Raw genomic sequence first — 18,413 nt, forward strand, 5'->3', positions numbered from 1 at the left:
CCGAAACTGGGTTGTGCTTGGACTATTGCAGGGGGCGTGCCAGTTTTTGATAAAACGAGTTGAAAACCCTTTGGATGCCGCTGAAAGCCCCGTATTTCGGGGCTTTTGCGTTTTAGGGGATTTTGTTTTCAGAGAGAAAAACTGAGTTTTTCAGGTTTTTGTTTCTGCTCGATCGCAGCTCACGATGCGTTGAGGCAGTGCACGCACACCATTGCGGTGCACGAAAGCCCAAAAGCATCGCGGGCAGATGTACATTGATCGTGCCCACGCTCCGCGTGGGCATGCATCCCGTGACGCTCTGCGTCACAGTGGGCGCGGAGCGCCCATAGAGGCGTTACCACGCAGAGCGTGGGAACGATCGGGGATCAGGACTTAACCCTCATCTCCCTCGTCATCATCACCGCCATCGACCTTCATCCCCAGTTCCTTGATCTTGCGGGTCAAGGTGTTGCGGCCCCAGCCCAGCAGCACGGCGGCGTCGCGGCGGCGGCCGGCGGTGTGTTTGAGGGCTGTTTCGATCATGATCCGCTCGAAGCTCGGCACTGCACTGTCGAGCAGGCTCGATTGACCGCGTGCCAGCGCCTGATCGGCCCATTGGCGTAGCGCCTGCTCCCAGTTGGTCACCGGTGCAGAGTCTTGTGGCAGGTTCAGCAGTTCTGGTGGCAGGTCGCTGATATGTACTTCGCGACCCGAAGCCATCACCGTGATCCAGCGGCACGTGTTCTCCAGTTGACGCACGTTGCCGGGCCACGGCAGGTTTTTCAGGTATTCCTCGGTTTCGCTCTTCAGCAGTTTTGGCTCGACTGCCAGCTCTTGCGCGGCGCGGCTGAGGAAGTGCTTGGCCAGGGTCGGAATGTCTTCGCGGCGGTCCGACATGCGCGGGATGTGGATACGAATCACATTGAGGCGATGGAACAAGTCTTCACGGAATTTCCCGGCATGAACCAGGGTTTCCAGATTCTGGTGAGTCGCGGCGATGATGCGTACATCGACCTTGACCGGCGTGTGACCGCCGACCCGGTAAAACTCGCCATCGGCCAATACCCGCAACAGACGCGTCTGGGTGTCGGCCGGCATGTCGCCGATCTCATCGAGAAACAACGTGCCGCCATCGGCTTGTTCGAAACGTCCGCGGCGCAGGTTGGCTGCACCGGTAAACGCGCCTTTCTCGTGGCCGAACAGCTCGGATTCCATCAGATCCTTGGGGATCGCGGCCATGTTCAGGGCAATGAACGGTGACGCCGCCCGTGGGCTGTGACGGTGCAAGGCGTGGGCCACCAGTTCTTTACCGGTGCCGGATTCGCCGTTGATCAATACGGTGATGTTGGAGTGGCTGAGACGACCGATAGCGCGAAACACTTCCTGCATTGCCGGTGCTTCGCCAATGATTTCCGGGGTGCGGGTCAGGGTCGGCACCACTTCCAGGCCTTGCTGTTCCTGGGCGTGCTGGTTGGCGCGTTTGACCAGGGAAACGGCTTCGTCAACATCGAACGGCTTGGGCAGGTACTCGAAAGCACCACCCTGATAGGACGCGACAGCGCTGTCCAGGTCGGAGTGAGCCGTCATGATGATCACTGGCAACCGTGGGTGCTGTTCGCGAATCCGCGCCAACAGGTCCAGACCGCTGGTGCCCGGCATACGGATGTCGGAGATGATCACATCCGGTTGCTGGCGAGCCAGGCGGCTCATCACGCCATCGGCACTGTCGAAGCTTTGGGTGGTCATGCCTTCTTGTTGCAAGGCCTTTTCCAGAACCCAACGGATAGAACGGTCGTCATCGACGATCCACACGGTTTCACTACGGCTCATGTCGATGGGGCTCCTTGTTCCAGTGGCAGAAAGATCGAGAACGTGGTGTGGCCAGGATGGCTGTCACATTCGATCAGGCCCTGGTGCTGGCTGATGATGTTCTGAGTAATGGCAAGGCCCAGCCCGGTACCGTCCGGACGGCCGCTGACCATCGGGAAGAAGATGGTTTCTTGCAATTCGGCGGGGATGCCCGGGCCGTTGTCGATGATTTCGATCTTGGTCACCAACCGATGGCGCACATGGCCAATGGTGAACTGACGCATCGCGCGGGTGCGCAGGCTGATCCGGCCCAGGCGCAGTTCGTTCTGGCTGCTGATGGCCTGCATGGCGTTGCGCACGATGTTGAGTACTGCCTGGATCATCTGTTCGCGGTCGATCAATACGTCAGGAATGCTCGGGTCATAATCGCGCACCAAGGTGATGCAGCCCTGGCTTTCTGCTTCCACCAGACTGCCCACGCGCTCGAGCACTTCATGGATGTTGGTCATCGCCAGTGACGGCAGTTTGTTCGAGCCGAGCATGCGATCCACCAGGTTGCGCAGGCGATCGGCCTCTTCGATGATGACGTTGGTGTAATCCTTGAGGCTTTCTTCCGGTAGCTCGCGGGCCAGCAACTGTGCGGCGCCGCGAATCCCGCCCAGAGGGTTCTTGATCTCATGGGCCAGGCCGCGCACCAGCATCTTGCTGGTTTCCTGTTTGGACAGCTGAGCCTCTTCCTTGGTGATTCGCAGCAAGCGGTCACGCGGGTGGACTTCCAGCAGCAGCAGGGTGTTGCCATTGCTGAGGATCGGCGTCACGGCGTAATCGACGGTCAGGGTCTGGCCGGTCAGCGCAGTGAGCATCGCTTCGCGCTTGGTGAACGGGTGAGCCTGCTCGACGGCCTGGCGCAAGGAGTTCAGGGCTTCGGCCGATTCGGTGAACAGCTCGCTGATGAATTGCCCATGACTGCGCTGGCCGCTGATGGCCAGCAGCATTTCCGCCGCGGGGTTCATGTACTCAAGGCGCAGGTCCGCGTTGAGCAGAATGGTCGCGGTGGTCAGGTTGTCGAGTAGCAAGCGGTGCAGTGTGTCGCTGATGGTCATGAGTATATGGTGACCTCTTTTGAAGCAATACAACCCGGGGCCGGTCCCGGATTGCGCGCGCGGATATAGCGCTGATATGAGGAAAATGCAAAAACCAAACCAAGGCTCCGAAAAGAAGCGTTAAACCCCTGAAACAGGCGTTTGAAGCTCGATTGCGTGGCGTTCTGCCAGCTTCTCCGGGTATTTTCGAACCAAAATGGGTTGATAAGTGGGTGGGGTGCAATTCATTGCACCAATATAGTGCGCAAACCTGGGCGGCGTTTAGAAGAATGAAAAGATGCTGCTCTTTTCTTCTTTGGCTTTCCTTGCCATTGGCTGTGGGGTGGTATCGCTCGGGTTCACTGGCTTGGGATTACCCTGTGTCAATTGGACACGTTTTTGCGTTACCTGACTGGGGGTGATCAATGAGGGCCCGATTTCCCGGCGCTTGGACTTCCGTTTGATGAAGGCATCACGGTGCGATGTCAGTATGAGCTCTCTGGCGTGTATCGCGCCCACAAAAAAGGCCTCCCGAAGGAGGCCTCTGTTACGCCGCTTGCGCGAGCGCTACCGGATTAGCAGCTGTAGTACAGCTCGTATTCCAGTGGGTGTACGAAGGTACGTACTTTGATTTCTTCTTCGCTTTTCAGGGCGATGTAAGCGTCGATGAAGTCGTCGCTGAAAACGCCGCCTTTGGTCAGGAACGCACGACCTTTGTCCAGCTCTTCCAGGGCTTCTTTCAGGCTGCCGCAAACTTGTGGGATCTCTTTGGCCTCTTCAGGCGGCAGGTCGTACAGGTTTTTGTCAGCAGCATCGCCTGGGTGGATCTTGTTCTGGATGCCGTCCAGGCCAGCCATCAACAGTGCAGCGAAGCCCAGGTACGGGTTGGCTGCTGGATCCGGGAAGCGAGCTTCGATACGGCGAGCTTTAGGGCTGGACACGTAAGGAATACGGATCGAAGCGGAACGGTTGCGAGCCGAGTAGGCCAGCATTACTGGAGCTTCGAAGCCTGGGACCAGACGCTTGTAGGAGTTGGTCGACGGGTTGGTGAAGCCGTTCAGGGCCTTACCGTGCTTGATGATACCGCCGATGAAGTACAGGGCGGTGTCGGACAGGCCGGCATAACCTTCGCCAGCGAAGGTGTTCTTGCCATCTTTGGAGATGGACATGTGAACGTGCATACCCGAGCCGTTGTCGCCGTACAGCGGCTTAGGCATGAAGGTCGCGGTGCGGCCGTAAGCGTCGGCAACGTTGTGTACGCAGTATTTCAGGGTCTGAACTTCGTCAGCCTTGGCTACCAGGGTGTTGAACTTGACGCCGATTTCGTTCTGGCCGGCAGTCGCCACTTCGTGGTGGTGAACTTCGATGACCAGGCCCATTTCTTCCATGGCATTGCACATGGAGGTACGGATTTCGTGGTCGTGGTCGAACGGAGGAACCGGGAAGTAGCCGCCTTTGACGCCTGGACGGTGGCCTTTGTTACCGCCTTCGACGTCCTGGTCAGACATCCACGAACCTTGTTCGGAGAAGATCTTGAACATGGAGCCGGAGATGTCGGACTTGAACTTCACTTCGTCGAAGATGAAGAATTCTGGCTCTGGACCAACGAATACGGTGTCGCCGATACCGGTGGACTTCAGGTATTCCTCGGCACGGTGGGCAATGGCGCGTGGGTCGCGGTCATAGCCTTGCATGGTCGAAGGTTCGATGATGTCGCAGACCAGGATCAGGGTCGGCTCTTCGGTGAACGGATCGAGAACGGCGGTAGAGTCGTCCGGCAGCAGGATCATGTCGGAGGCTTCGATGCCTTTCCAGCCGGCGATGGAGGAGCCGTCGAACATTTTGCCGATTTCGAAGAAATCTTCATCCAGCGCATCACGGGCCGGCATGGTCACGTGGTGCTGAGTGCCTTTTGTGTCAGTGAAGCGCAGATCAATCCATTTGACGTCATGATCTTTGATGAGTTGAACCGACTTCGACATAGTGTCCTCCGGGTGGCTTCGGGCTGGTAGTGGAGTGCCCTTAGAATGTGGGTGATGCCGGCGCGAATACTCTGCCAAGGCAACCTGCCTCACAAGGGAGCAAATTGCATGCCAGTGCCCCGACTTGGGTTTTTCGCCCCAAACTCACGCATATATAGCTGAACGCAGGAAATTCCGCGGGCTTTTCGCACTGCAATGTGGCGTCAAAAAGCCTTGACGCCCCGTTTTAGTGCACCAAGGGCCATCTGTATATTAACTGGTTAAACCTTGAGCAATTTCCGCTATAATCCGCGCCCCCCTTTTTCGGCTGGCCCCTCGCGCGCTGTTTTCATGAAACTAATCGTAAAAGTTTTCCCCGAAATCACTATCAAGAGCCGCCCGGTACGGATGCGTTTCATCCGCCAGCTGGCCAAGAACATCCGTGCCGTGCTCCGCGATCTGGACCCAGCGGTGGTGGTGAACGGTGTGTGGGACAATCTTGAGCTGGAAACACAGGTCAGCGAGCCGAAAGCCTTGAAGGATATGACTGATCGCCTGAGCTGCATGCCGGGCATCGCGCATTTCCTGCAGGTCGACGAGTACCCGTTGGGCGACTTCGACGACATCGTCGCCAAGTGCAAACAGCACTTCGGTGATGCCTTGCCGGGCAAGATTTTTTCAGTGCGCTGCAAGCGCGCCGGCAAGCACGAATTTACCTCGATGGACGTCGAGAAATACGTCGGTAGCCAGCTGCGTCGCCAGTGCGGCGCCGCCGGGATTTCCTTGAAAACGCCGGCAATCGAAGTGCGGATGGAAATTCGCGACCAACGGTTGTTTGTGATTCACAGCCAGCACAACGGCATCGGCGGTTATCCGTTGGGCGCCCTCGAACAGACCCTGGTGTTGATGTCCGGCGGTTTCGATTCGACGGTGGCGGCCTACCAGATCATGCGCCGCGGGCTGATGAGCCATTTCTGCTTCTTCAATCTCGGTGGGCGTGCCCACGAATTGGGCGTGATGGAAGTCGCGCACTTCATCTGGAAGAAGTACGGCAGCTCCCAGCGCGTGTTATTTGTCAGTGTGCCATTCGAGGAAGTGCTGGGAGAAATTCTCTGCAAAGTCGATAACAGTCATATGGGCGTAGTATTGAAGCGTATGATGTTGCGCGCTGCGTCCCGAATCGCTGATCGGTTGGACATCGATGCGCTGGTGACCGGCGAAGCGATTTCCCAGGTTTCCAGCCAGACGCTGCCGAACCTGTCCGTGATCGACTGCGTGACCGACAAGCTGGTGTTGCGCCCGCTGATCGCCAGTCACAAGCAGGACATCATTGACCTTGCCAACGAAATCGGCACCGCCGACTTCGCCAAGCACATGCCGGAGTATTGCGGGGTCATTTCGGTGAACCCCAAGACCCACGCCAAGCGTCCGCGCGTGGAGCATGAAGAGAAAGAATTCGATATGGCGGTGCTCGAGCGTGCGCTCGAGAACGCCAAACTGGTGCCGATCGATCGGGTGATCGACGAATTGGGCCAGGATGTGCAGGTTGAAGAAGTCAGTGAGGCGCTGGCCGGTCAGATCATCATCGACATCCGTCACCCGGATGCCGCCGAAGACGATCCGCTGGAGCTCGCTGGCATCGAGGTACAAGCGATGCCGTTTTATGCATTGAACGCTCGTTTCAAGGAACTGGACCCTACTCGCCAGTACCTGCTGTATTGCGACAAAGGCGTGATGAGTCGCCTGCATGCCCACCATTTGCTCAGTGAGGGGCATGCCAATGTGCGCGTTTATCGACCGAGCTAAGAGCCCGGGGCTGTATGCCTGTGGCCTGCGTCACCGGCCCCCCGACGCCGCCGTCAAGCTGTAACGGCAAGGCCTGACTCTACTGTAAATCGCTGCCAAGACTTGTCAGCACACCGAATCCTCTGATCGAGATACACAAGTGATCGAAAATCTACGCAACATCGCCATCATTGCTCACGTTGACCATGGTAAAACCACCCTGGTAGACAAACTCCTGCGTCAATCCGGCACCCTGGAGCGCAACGAGCTCAACGACGAGCGCGTGATGGACTCCAACGACCAGGAGAAAGAGCGCGGTATTACCATTCTGGCGAAAAACACCGCCATCAACTGGAACGGCTACCACATCAACATCGTGGACACCCCGGGCCACGCCGACTTCGGCGGCGAAGTTGAACGCGTAATGTCGATGGTTGACTCCGTTCTGCTGCTGGTTGACGCTCAAGACGGCCCTATGCCGCAAACCCGTTTCGTGACCAAGAAGGCTTTCGAAGCCGGCCTGCGTCCAATCGTGGTGATCAACAAGGTTGACCGTCCAGGCGCGCGTCCGGACTGGGTTCTGGACCAGATCTTCGACCTGTTCGACAACCTGGGTGCCACCGAAGAACAGCTGGACTTCAAAGTCGTCTACGCTTCGGCCCTGAACGGTATTGCCGGTCTGGACCACACCGACATGGCTGAAGACATGACCCCGCTGTACCAGTCGATCGTCGACAACGTACCTGCGCCGAAAGTCGACCGTGACGGTCCGTTCCAGATGCAAATTTCCGCTCTGGACTACAACAGCTTCCTGGGTGTTATCGGCGTTGGCCGTATCGCTCGTGGTCGCATCAAGCCGAACACTCCGGTTGTCGCTATCGACGCCGACGGCAAGAAGCGTACCGGTCGTATCCTGAAGCTGATGGGTCACCACGGTCTGCACCGTATCGACGTTGAAGAAGCAGCTGCCGGCGACATCGTCTGCATCAGCGGCTTCGAGCAACTGTTCATCTCCGACACCCTGTGCGACCCTCTGAACGTCGAAGCGATGAAGCCGTTGACCGTCGACGAGCCAACCGTTTCCATGACCTTCCAGGTAAACGACTCGCCTTTCTGCGGTAAAGAAGGCAAGTTCGTGACCAGCCGTAACATCAAGGAGCGTCTGGACAAAGAGTTGCTGTACAACGTGGCACTGCGCGTTGAAGAAGGCGACTCGGCTGATAAATTCAAAGTATCCGGCCGTGGTGAGCTGCACCTTTCGGTACTGATCGAAACCATGCGTCGCGAAGGCTTCGAAATGGGTGTTGGTCGTCCGGAAGTGATCATCCGTCTGGTTGACGGCGTGAAGCACGAACCGTACGAAAACGTGACCATCGATCTGCCGGAAGAATCCCAGGGTTCGATCATGGAACAAATGGGTATCCGTAAAGGCGACCTGACCAACATGGTTCCGGATGGCAAGGGCCGTGTGCGCCTTGAGTACAACATCCCGGCCCGTGGCCTGATCGGTTTCCGTAACGAGTTCCTGACCCTGACCTCCGGTGCTGGCATCCTGACCTCGATCTTCGACCGTTACGACGCGATGAAGTCCGGCGACATGTCCGGCCGTCAGAACGGCGTGCTGGTATCGGTAGCTACCGGTAAGGCTCTGACCTACTCGCTGGAAACCCTGCAGTCGCGTGGCAAGCTGTTCATCGAACACGGCCAGGACATCTATGAAGGTCAAATCGTTGGTCTGAACAGCCGCGACAACGACCTGGGTGTTAACCCGACTAAAGGCAAGAAGCTCGACAACATGCGTGCTTCGGGTAAAGACGAAACCATCGCTCTGGTTCCGCCTGTACGTTTCACTCTGGAGCAAGCTCTGGAATTCGTACAAGAAGACGAGCTGTGTGAAGTCACTCCTAAGTCCATCCGTCTTCGCAAGAAGATCCTGGGCGAAAGCGAGCGTACCCGCGCTGCCAAGAAAAGCGGCAACTGATTCGTTAGTTAGCTGTTAAAAAAAACGCCCCCGACCGCAAGGTCGGGGGCGTTTTTTTGTCTGCAAGATTTGTGGTGTCTGATCTGGCGTTATCGCGAGCAAGCTCGCTCCTACAAGTGCACGCAAACTCCTGTAGGAGCGAGCTTGCTCGCGATAGCGGTCTGTCAGACCACGAGAATTTTGATCAAAACTTGTCCAGTGTCTTGCGGCTTGTATCGCGCTCGACTTCTTTAGGCTTGTACGCGCAATACCCCGGCCGCGGCCCGATCTTCGGGTGATTGCGGCAGGTGTCCGGGCGTTTTTCGTAAATGGTGCACAGGCGGCTCTTGCGGTCCAGATAAAGGCAATCGTTGTTGCTCATGCGCTGGAGGGTAAAAATTTCCGACTTCTGGTTGTAACGCTCGACGATGCCTTCTTTTTGCAAGCGTTTGGCGATGTTCTTTGGCGGGTCGCCGCGCTCGAATTCATCGACGATGCCGATGCGGATCAAGTCTTTGATCTTCACTTCGACCGGCAGGGTGCAGCAGCTGGAAACACAGCCACCGCACATATGACTGGAGTATTTCGCCCAGGTATCGAGTCGGTCGATTTCCGCGGCGGCGATCAGTTGGGGCTTCATCAGGTGTGTTTCCAGGGGGTGTATCAGGGCGCGCGATGATACCGGGGTTGGTGGATGTGTGAACAACCATTTGCCGGTTTTTCACCCGCTCAGGGCATTTAGGCCGGATCGGCACGGCTTCTGCATCTTTTCAGGGCGTACCGGCCGTGGCAAAAGGTTGACTCGGGCAATTGAAAAAAACGCCGAACCAGAACCTTTGCCTCCTGTCAGACCGACTAGGCTCAGACAATTCCATGCCGTCTATCTCGTTCGAGGTCGTATCGATGACTCAGGAACTGCTTGTTCGTGACGCAGAGGTGGTGGCCGCATTTCGCGCCGCTGTCTTGAACAAACTCACCTACGCGGTAGGCAAGGACCCGGATCACGCGTTTGACCATGACTGGTTCGAAGCCATTGCTTTGGCAGCGCGGGACCATATGGTCGAACACTGGATGGACCACACGCGACAGATCTACCGCAAGGTTCAGAAGCGTGTGTACTACCTCTCCCTGGAGTTTTTGATCGGTCGTCTGCTCTACGACAGCCTGAGCAATCTCGGCCTGCTGGACGTGGCGCGCGAAGCCTTGGCCGAATTGGGTGTCGACCTTGAGCGTATTCGCCTGCTGGAGCCGGATGCGGCGTTGGGCAATGGTGGTCTTGGTCGATTGGCGGCGTGTTTCATGGAGAGCATGTCGACCCTCGGTATCGCCGGCCATGGTTATGGTATTCGTTATGAACACGGCTTGTTCCGCCAGGCAGTTGTCGATGGCTGGCAGCAGGAACAGACCGAGAACTGGCTGGATTTCGGCAATCCGTGGGAGTTCGAGCGCCCTGAGGTGATCTACCCCATCGGCTTTGGCGGCAGCGTCGATACGGTGACCGATGAAACCGGCAAGGCCAAGCAAGTCTGGTGGCCGGTGGAAACCGTCCGGGCGGTGGCTTACGACACGCCGGTGGTCGGTTGGCGCGGTGCCAGCGTCAACACCCTGCGTCTGTGGCGGGCGCGGGCGATGGAAGACCTGCATCTGGAGCGTTTCAATGCTGGCGACCACTTGGGCGCGGTGGCCGAAGTCGCGCGGGCGGAAAGTATTTCCCGTGTGCTCTATCCGGCCGACAGCACCGAGGCCGGGCAGGAATTGCGGTTGCGTCAGGAGTATTTCTTCGTCTCGGCATCCCTGCAGGATTTGTTGCGTCGGCACAAGAACATGCATGACTCGGTGCTGAGCCTCGGCGAGCACGCCGCGATCCAGCTCAACGACACCCATCCCTCGATTGCCGTGGCCGAACTGATGCGCCAGTTGGTCGATTTGCACGGTATCGAGTGGGACGCGGCCTGGAAGGTCACCGTCGACACGCTGTCCTACACCAACCATACGTTACTGCCCGAAGCGCTGGAAACCTGGCCGGTGGGGCTGATGGAGCGGATGCTGCCGCGGCATATGCAGATCATTTACCTGATCAACGCCCAGCACATCGATTCGCTGCGGGCAAAGGGCATTCACGATTTCGACGTGTTGCGCGCGGTATCGCTGATTGAAGAGGACAACGGCCGCCGTGTTCGCATGGGCAACCTGGCGTTCCTGGGCTCTCACAGTGTCAACGGTGTATCCGCTCTGCATACCCAATTGATGCGCAGCACGGTGTTTTCCGAGCTGCACAAACTTTATCCGGAGCGGATCAACAACAAGACCAACGGCATCACCTTCCGCCGTTGGCTGTACCAGACCAACCCGGAACTGACGGCGATGATGGTCAAGGCGTTGGGCCATGATGTGCTGGACAACCCCGAGCAACGCCTGGTTGAACTGGAGCCGTTCGCTGAGAAAACGGCGTTCCGCAAGCAGTTCGCCGAGCAGCGCCTGCACAGCAAAAGAGCCTTGGCCAACATCATTCATGAGCGGTTGGGGATCACGGTAAACCCGGAAGCGATGTTCGATGTGCAGGTCAAACGGATTCACGAATACAAGCGTCAGTTGCTCAACCTGCTGCACACCGTGGCGTTGTACCAGGCGATTCGCGCCGAGCCTGAAATCGATTGGGTGCCGCGGGTGAAAATCTTCGCCGGTAAGGCCGCGGCCAGTTATCACCAGGCCAAGTTGATCATCAAGCTGACCAATGACATCGCTCGCACCGTGAACCACGACCCGACCGTGCGTGGCCTGCTCAAGGTAGTGTTCCTGCCTAACTACAACGTGAGTCTGGCGGAGAGCATCATTCCGGCAGCCGACCTGTCAGAGCAGATTTCCACCGCCGGTTTCGAGGCGTCGGGCACCAGCAACATGAAATTCGGCCTCAACGGTGCGCTGACCATCGGTACGATGGACGGTGCCAACGTGGAGATGTGCGAGCGTATCGGGGCTGAGCACATGTTTATCTTTGGTCTCAGCGCCCAGCAGGTTGAAGCGCGCAAACGTAATGGCGAGTTCAACGCAACTCCCGATATCGCGGCCTCCCATCGGCTCAACGATGTACTGGAAGCGATTCGCGGCGGAGTGTTCTCGCCGGACGATCCTGCCCGTTATACCAGCATGATCGATTCGTTGATCGACTATGACCGCTTCCTGGTCTGCGCCGACTTCGATTCATACTGGAACGCTCAAGCACGGGTGGAGGCCCATTGGCACGATTCCAAAGAGTGGTGGCGTTCGGCGGTGCTAAGCAGCGCCCGGATGGGCTGGTTCTCATCCGACCGGACGATTCGTGAGTACGCCACCGAAATCTGGAAAGCGCTGGAATAGTCCACTTCTTGTGATATTTAGCGACAAATGCGAGCAAGGCCCAACTCCTGTTGGGCCGCACCGATATACTAGACGGTAGTTTTGCCAGGTTTGAACAACCTGGATCTGTCCGTCTGCGCGTTTGGTATCTACTCGGCTGCGGGCTGAAACACCTTGCGTAGCAGTTGCTGTCAGCCTGCTGCTACGTGAGTGAGTGTCTTCGGCGCAAAGTAGTGCAGGTATTGGCACCCTTAACGGACCATGAGCCGCTTAGGGATATCGACCATGCAATGGATTTTCATGTTGATAGGGCTGGTGCTGGGCTGGGTACTCGATGAGTCCTTCAGCGATGCGCTGCTCGGTGCTCTGATCGGGCTTGGCGTGGGGCAGGCTATCCGTCTCGGGCGTTTGAGTTCGCAAGCGGCGCAGCAGCGCCAGCAACTGGAACTGGCGCAGAAGGCTTTAGCGGCTGTCGAGCAACGGCTGGCGCAGCTTGAAGTGTCTGCTGACAAAGCTGCCGGGCAGCCTGCACCGACGGCGGCCAGCGAATCTGTCCGGCCAGATCAACCCGACTTGAGCGAAGCGCCGGAACCGATAGCGGCGCCTTTGCGTGCGGTTCCTGAATTGGTCTGGGAATGGCCGGTCGAGTTTGAACCCGAGCAATTCTCTGTTGTGCCAGAGCCGGGCACGCCACCGCCTGTCGATGCCTGGAAGCCGGAGTCCGGTGCCAACGCACCAGGAAAACCGGCCACCCCGGCCGGCCCCCGCGAGCCGAATCTGATCGAGCGCGCCTTTGCCGGTGCACGCAATTGGTTGTTTGGCGGCAACACGGTGCTGCGGGTCGGTGTGGTGCTGTTGTTCCTCGGTTTGGCGTTCTTGCTGCGCTACGCCACCGAAGGCATGGTTGTGCCGATCGAGCTGCGTTACGCCGGGGTCGCCGCTTGCGCGCTTGGCCTGCTCGGGGTGGGTTGGTGGCTGCGTCTGCGCAACAGCAACTTCGCGTTGATGCTGCAGGGGACCGGGATCGCGGTGTTATACCTGACGGTGTTCGCCGCAATGCGCCTGCATCCGCTGCTCGATCCGACTGCCGCCTTGAGTTTGTTGGTGGCAGTCACGGTGTTCTCGGCGATTCTGGCGATCACTCAGGACGCCTTGGGCCTGGCTGCAGCGGCGGCCCTCGGTGGCTTTGCCGCGCCGATCCTGACCTCCACTGGCGCGGGCAACCATGTTGCGTTGTTCAGCTACTTCGCCTTGCTCAACGCTGGCATCCTGGGCATCGCCTGGTTCAAGGCCTGGCGGTTGCTCAATCTGATCGGTTTCGTCGGCACCTTCGGCATTAGCTTCGCCTGGGGCCTACGCTCTTACACACCGCAGCTGTTGTGGAGCACCGAGCCGTTTCTGATTCTGTTCTTCCTGATGTACCTGGCGCTAGGGCTGCTGTTCGCGCGGCGCAAGTTACTCGAGATGAGCGATGCGCCAGAAGACGACGGCCGCGAGGCGCTGCTGCGTTGGTCGGCCCGCAAGGGCGACTATGTTGATGGCTCGATGCTATTCGGCCCGCCGCTGGTTGGTTTCGGTTTGCAGTTCGCGCTGGTCCAGCATCTGGAGTTCGCGACGGCGTTCAGCGCGCTGGCGCTGGGCATCGTCTACATGAGTCTGGCCCGTTTGCTCGCTGGCGGGCGAGCGCTGTTGCTGGGGGAAACCTGCCTGGCGCTGGGGGTGATATTCGCCAGCCTGGCGATCCCGCTTGGGCTGGATGCCCGGTGGACCGCAGCGGCCTGGGCGGTGGAAGGCGCGGGGATTTTCTGGCTCGGCCTGCGTCAGCAACGACCTTTGGCCCGGGCATTTGCCTTGCTGCTGCAAGTGGGCTCTGCGCTGGCGTTCCTCAGTGAACTGCGTATTGGCGAGGCGAGCCTGCTGGACGGCGCGCCGTTGGGGGCTTTGCTGCTGGGTGCGGCCTTGCTGTTCAGTTTTTATCAACTGCGCAACGCCTTGCCCGAGCAAGCGTCGAACCGGGAGCGCAAGGCGTTGCCAGTACTGGCCTGCGGTGGCCTGGGGTTCCTCTATCTGTTGGCACCGTTGTTTTTCTTGACTCACGGCACGGCTATCAGTTGGGCGCTGGCGGGGCTGGCGACCTTGTTTGTCGGTCTGCGCCTGCAATCGCGGACATTCCTGTTTAGCGCTTTCGCTGTGCAACTGCTGGGCGGCGCGTTGTTCCTGCTGCGGCTGCAAGGCGCGCAGGGCGACTTTGCGGTATTGAGCGCTGGCTGGAGTGGTTTGCTCAGTGCGTCCTTGATCGGTCTGGCGTTGATCGGTGGCATGTTGCTGGCGGCACGCGATGACATGGTGCGCAGCGACGTACGGCTGTTGCGTGGTCTGTCGGTGGTGTTGCTGGCGGGTCTGGTGCTGATCAATCTGGCTGTGCTGTTTGTCCTGCCGTGGCAAACCGCAAGCGCGGTGTGGGCAGCCAGTGGTCTGTTGATCATCTGGTTGAGTCTGTACTTGCAGCAACGCGTGAGTTTTGTCTTTGGTCTGCTGTTGCAGGTCATCGGCGGTGCGGCGTTCCTGATTGCCGGCCCCGATCTGCTGGGTCCGTTATCCAGCGAAGGCTTGCGCCCATTGGCCCACGGCGGTTTCTGGACGCCGATGGTATTGGGTCTGGCGGCGATGGTCGGGGCCTGGCGCTTGCAGCTGGGTAATCATGCGACGGCGTTTGATACCTTGAGTTTGCGGCGTTTGTCCGAACTGTTGCTGGTGTGGGGGGCGGCCTGGTGGGCGCTGGCGTTGGTCAGCGAAGTGTTGCGCTTCGCACCGGCGGATCTGCACGCCGCGCTGTTACTGGCCGTTGCGGCGCTGAGTGTCGCAGTGTGGGCCGTGCTGGCTTTGCGCCTGAGGTGGTCGGCGTTGGGCTTGCTCTGCACCTTGCTGGTGCCGGCTGCGGGTCTGGTATTGGTCGCGGCCTGGCATGCTCGCTATCACCCGGCGGCGAACTTCGGCTGGCTGGCGTGGGCGGCGGTGTTCGCTGTGCACTTTGTGTCTGTGCGGCGATTGGCGCCAATGCTCTCGGCCAGGGCCTTGAGCACTGCCCATGTGCTGGGTTGCTGGCTGCTGATCGGCGTGCTGGCGCTGGAACTGCGTTACAGCCTGCTGCTGTTGTCCGAGCAGTACAACGCCTGGCGCTGGTTGGGCTGGGCGATTCTGCCGAGCCTGTATCTGGTGTTGATGGCCGCACCACGCAGCTGGCCGTGGCCGGTCTCGAGTTATTCCCGTGAATACCGTCTGTACGCGGCGCTGCCGTTGGCATTGCTGATGCTCGGTTGGGTCTGGCTGGCCAATATCGCCAGTGACGGCAGCGCCGAGCCGTTGCCTTACGTGCCGCTGTTCAACCCGCTGGAGCTGGGCCTGTTGTTCGCGTTGTTCGGGGCCTGTGTCTGGTTCCGCAGTGCAGTCTCGCAATTGGCGATCCGCGCCGACTATGCCGAACGCGCTATGCAACTGGTGGCGGGTGTCTCGCTGTTCGCCTTCTTCACCGCACTGGTGATGCGCAGCGCTCACCATTGGGGCGGCGTGCCATTTGAGCTGGATGCGCTGCTCGAGTCGATGCTGGTACAGGCTGGTCTGTCGATCGTCTGGACGCTGATTGCCCTGAGTCTGATGATCGGCGGTCATTTGCGTCACCGTCGCGAAATCTGGCTGATCGGCGCCGCGTTGATCGCGGTGGTGGTCGCCAAACTGTTCTTTATCGAGTTGAGCAACCGCGGCGGACTGGCGCGGATCGTGTCGTTTATCGGCGTGGGTGTGTTGCTGCTGGTGGTGGGCTATTTCGCGCCGCTGCCACCCAAGCGTGCCGAAGCTGAGCCGGGTGCTGAAAAACCGGCCAATGAATCTGAAGGAGTGTCGTCTTGAGTCAGAAAGTGAGCCTGGGTTGGTTGGGGGCTGTCGGATTGTGTGTGGCACTGTCGGCCAATGCCCAGGAGAAGCCGGGGGATTTCACCACTCAAGTGCCGTTGACCCTCAGCGGTGAAGGCCCTTGGTATATCGCCTCGAGTTACCGCTGGCGGTGCAACTGGGCGCGCGTCAGACCGATCTGAGCGATGTGCGGGTGTTCAACGCTGCAGGTGAAGCCCAGGCCTATGCGCTGGCCCGTGAGCAGGCGCAAACCACCGAAAATCGCACGCTGACCGACGTGAAGTGGTTCCCGTTGTACAGCTCGGCGGACGCCAGCGAAGCCACGCCGAGTATTCGGGTGCAATCGAACGCCAACGGCGCCTTGGTCGAAGTTCAGCCTTCCAGTCAGCTGGAGGCCGGTGAAGAAATCCTGCGCGGCTGGCTACTGGATGTCAGTGCGATCAAGGCGCCATTGCAACAGTTGATTCTTGACTGGACCAGCGAGCGTGACGGCTTCCAGCGCTTCAGCATCGAAGCCAGCGATGACTTGCAGCATTGGCAGTCGTGGGGTGAGGGGCAGGTGGCGCGCCTGTCGTTTGCCGACGAGCGGGTCGAGCAGCATGAAGTCGGTTTGCCTGGGCAGTCGGCGCGGTATCTGCGCTTGCTTTGGAATACCCCGCAATCTGCACCGGTCCTCACCTCGGCCCAATTGGAGAGCGCCAGCATCAACAGCCTGCCGCTACCATTGGTCTGGTCGCAGCCGTTGGCTGGCAGCAGCGTCAAGGCGGGTGAATACACCTGGCAACTGCCGATGGGCCTGAGCATCGAGCGGTTGCGGGTTGAACTCAGCCAAGCCAATAGCCTGGCTCCGGTGACCCTGTATGGCCGTCGTGAAAGTAGTCTGCCGTGGCAATCGCTAAGCGGTGGTTTGCTCTATCGCCTGACCCAGAACGGTCAGGACGTCGTGCAGGACGAATTAAAGCTACCCGGTCAGACCGTTCAGCAGTTGAAACTGACGGTGGATGAGCGTGGCGGAGGCCTGGGCGCTGAAGCCCCGGCATTGCGCTTTGCCGTGCGGGCGACGCAGTTGGTGTTCCTGGCTCGCGGTGCAGGACCTTACACGCTGGCGCTGGGCAGCCCGACGGTGAAAGCGGCGAATTTGCCGCTGTCGACGCTGATTCCGGATTACAGCGCCAAGCGCTTGGCTGCACTGGGCCAGGCCAGGGTCGACGGTGGTTCGGCGGTGACTCAGCCGACCACAACGACGCCGGTTGCCTCCGGCACCGACTGGAAGAAAATCGGCCTTTGGGCTGTGCTCTTGCTGGGTGTGGTTCTCCTCGCGGCAATGGCGCTCAGCCTGTTGCGCAAACCAACAGCGAAAATCTGAACCTCGCGCCAAATCGCAGGCAGGGACGCTCTGTCAGTCACAGAGGATTGCTGAAATCGTGAGGAATCTTCAGGCTCATTCGTCCGGTTTCGGGCTACGCTGAGCCCGGCGCATGAACTCTATCTCCCTTAACTGGGTCTGACAGGAGGAAATGCGCCTCGACTCGCGCTAAACTGCGCGGGTTTTTAGCCCCCCATCCTCCGGAGCCATCCATGTCCCGCGTTACCCTGAGTCGCTATTTGATTGAGCAGACCCGCAGCAACAACACTCCTGCCGATCTGCGCTTCCTGATTGAAGTGGTGGCGCGTGCTTGCAAGGAAATCAGCCACGCCGTCTCCAAAGGCGCCCTGGGTGGTGTTCTGGGCAGCATGGGCACCGAAAACGTGCAAGGCGAAGTGCAGAAGAAGCTCGACGTGATTTCCAACGAAATCCTGCTCGAAGCCAACGAATGGGGTGGTCACCTGGCCGGCATGGCGTCCGAAGAAATGGACAATGCCTACCAGATTCCGGGCAAATACCCGAAAGGCGCCTACCTGCTGGTTTTCGACCCGCTGGACGGTTCGTCGAACATCGATATCAACGCGCCGGTCGGTACTATCTTCTCGGTGCTGCGTTGCCCGAACGAATACCTGAGCCAGAACGAACCCTTGAACGAAAAGGCGTTCTTGCAGCCAGGTACCCAGCAGGTAGCCGCCGGTTATGCCATCTACGGCCCGCAGACCATGCTGGTGCTGACCCTGGGCGATGGCGTGAAAGGCTTTACCCTGGACCGTGAAATGGGCAGCTTCGTGCTGACCCATGAAGACATCAAGATTCCGGAGTCCACTCAGGAATTCGCGATCAACATGTCCAACCAGCGTCACTGGGAAGCGCCGGTACAACGCTACGTCGGCGAACTGCTGGCTGGCGAAGAAGGCCCGCTGAAGAAGAACTACAACATGCGCTGGGTCGCTGCGATGGTGGCCGACGTGCACCGCATCCTGACCCGTGGTGGCCTGTTCATGTACCCACGTGACAGCCGCGAGCCCTCCAAGCCGGGCAAACTGCGTTTGATGTACGAAGCCAACCCGATGTCGTTCCTGGTTGAACAGGCCGGCGGCGCTTCCACCGACGGTCATCAGCGGATCCTCGACATCAAGCCGGAAGGTCTGCACCAGCGTGTAGCAGTGTTCCTGGGCTCGAAAGAAGAAGTTCAACGGGCCACGGCTTACCACAAGGAATAAATC

At 59.1% G+C, this 18,413-nt stretch carries 9 protein-coding genes and 1 pseudogene; 6 read left to right on the top strand and 4 right to left on the bottom strand.

What is annotated here, in order from left to right:
* Nucleotides 1-372: 372 nt before the first annotated feature.
* The 3 genes from ntrC to glnA form a co-directional block, all read right to left on the bottom strand.
* Complete coding sequence (gene ntrC / locus AC07VR_RS08770; protein WP_494994343.1) at nt 373-1,809, bottom strand: nitrogen regulation protein NR(I); 1,437 nt, start codon at nt 1,807-1,809, stop codon at nt 373-375.
* A complete protein-coding gene (glnL, locus tag AC07VR_RS08775; RefSeq protein ID WP_494994342.1) occupies nt 1,806-2,891 on the bottom strand; it encodes a nitrogen regulation protein NR(II) in 1,086 nt (361 codons plus the stop codon). The genes ntrC and glnL overlap by 4 nt, the downstream gene beginning before the upstream one ends.
* A gap of 554 nt (nt 2,892-3,445) precedes the next feature.
* Nucleotides 3,446-4,852, bottom strand: a complete 1,407-nt coding sequence (gene glnA / locus AC07VR_RS08780) for a glutamate--ammonia ligase (RefSeq protein WP_494994341.1) — start codon at nt 4,850-4,852, stop codon at nt 3,446-3,448.
* Nucleotides 4,853-5,182: 330 nt separating this feature from the next.
* Between glnA and thiI the strand changes: the two genes are divergently transcribed.
* Both thiI and typA read left to right on the top strand, forming a co-directional pair.
* The gene (gene thiI / locus AC07VR_RS08785; RefSeq protein WP_495011033.1) at nt 5,183-6,637 is read left to right on the top strand and encodes a tRNA uracil 4-sulfurtransferase ThiI; all 1,455 of its coding nucleotides are present in this window, start codon (nt 5,183-5,185) and stop codon (nt 6,635-6,637) included.
* Between the two features lie 139 nt (nt 6,638-6,776).
* Nucleotides 6,777-8,597, top strand: coding sequence for a translational GTPase TypA (gene typA, locus AC07VR_RS08790; RefSeq protein WP_494994339.1), 1,821 nt, complete (start codon nt 6,777-6,779; stop codon nt 8,595-8,597).
* A gap of 184 nt (nt 8,598-8,781) precedes the next feature.
* Here the strand turns inward: typA and AC07VR_RS08795 are convergent, their stop codons facing one another.
* Nucleotides 8,782-9,216, bottom strand: coding sequence for a YkgJ family cysteine cluster protein (locus tag AC07VR_RS08795; protein WP_494994338.1), 435 nt, complete (start codon nt 9,214-9,216; stop codon nt 8,782-8,784).
* Nucleotides 9,217-9,479: 263 nt separating this feature from the next.
* Here AC07VR_RS08795 and AC07VR_RS08800 point away from each other — a divergent pair, with 263 nt between their 5' ends.
* The 4 genes and pseudogenes from AC07VR_RS08800 (at nt 9,480) to AC07VR_RS08815 (ending at nt 18,410) form a co-directional block, all read left to right on the top strand.
* Nucleotides 9,480-11,933 carry a glycogen/starch/alpha-glucan phosphorylase gene (locus AC07VR_RS08800; RefSeq protein ID WP_495011034.1) on the top strand — a complete coding sequence of 818 codons (2,454 nt, stop codon included), beginning with the start codon at nt 9,480-9,482 and terminating at the stop codon, nt 11,931-11,933.
* 264 nt (nt 11,934-12,197) lie between these two features.
* Nucleotides 12,198-15,818 (top strand): DUF2339 domain-containing protein, encoded by a 3,621-nt coding sequence (locus AC07VR_RS08805; RefSeq protein WP_495011035.1) that lies wholly within the window; start codon nt 12,198-12,200, stop codon nt 15,816-15,818.
* Nucleotides 15,815-17,187, top strand: a pseudogene (locus AC07VR_RS08810) (DUF3999 domain-containing protein). The gene AC07VR_RS08805 and the pseudogene AC07VR_RS08810 overlap by 4 nt, the downstream one beginning before the upstream one ends.
* A gap of 212 nt (nt 17,188-17,399) precedes the next feature.
* Nucleotides 17,400-18,410 carry a class 1 fructose-bisphosphatase gene (locus tag AC07VR_RS08815; protein WP_494994335.1) on the top strand — a complete coding sequence of 337 codons (1,011 nt, stop codon included), beginning with the start codon at nt 17,400-17,402 and terminating at the stop codon, nt 18,408-18,410.
* Nucleotides 18,411-18,413 lie beyond the last annotated feature (3 nt).

The organism is Pseudomonas sp. GW821-FHT02H09, from assembly GCF_059421425.1.

What these genes read in the sequence shown, in the direction of transcription:
- ntrC (WP_494994343.1), bottom strand. Translation starts at nt 1,809, where the DNA reads ATGAGCCGTAGTGAAACCGTGTGGATCGTCGATGACGACCGTTCTATC.
- glnL (WP_494994342.1), bottom strand. Translation starts at nt 2,891, where the DNA reads ATGACCATCAGCGACACACTGCACCGCTTGCTACTCGACAACCTGACC.
- glnA (WP_494994341.1), bottom strand. Translation starts at nt 4,852, where the DNA reads ATGTCGAAGTCGGTTCAACTCATCAAAGATCATGACGTCAAATGGATT.
- thiI (WP_495011033.1), top strand. Translation starts at nt 5,183, where the DNA reads ATGAAACTAATCGTAAAAGTTTTCCCCGAAATCACTATCAAGAGCCGC.
- AC07VR_RS08795 (WP_494994338.1), bottom strand. Translation starts at nt 9,216, where the DNA reads ATGAAGCCCCAACTGATCGCCGCCGCGGAAATCGACCGACTCGATACC.
- AC07VR_RS08800 (WP_495011034.1), top strand. Translation starts at nt 9,480, where the DNA reads ATGACTCAGGAACTGCTTGTTCGTGACGCAGAGGTGGTGGCCGCATTT.
- AC07VR_RS08805 (WP_495011035.1), top strand. Translation starts at nt 12,198, where the DNA reads ATGCAATGGATTTTCATGTTGATAGGGCTGGTGCTGGGCTGGGTACTC.
- AC07VR_RS08815 (WP_494994335.1), top strand. Translation starts at nt 17,400, where the DNA reads ATGTCCCGCGTTACCCTGAGTCGCTATTTGATTGAGCAGACCCGCAGC.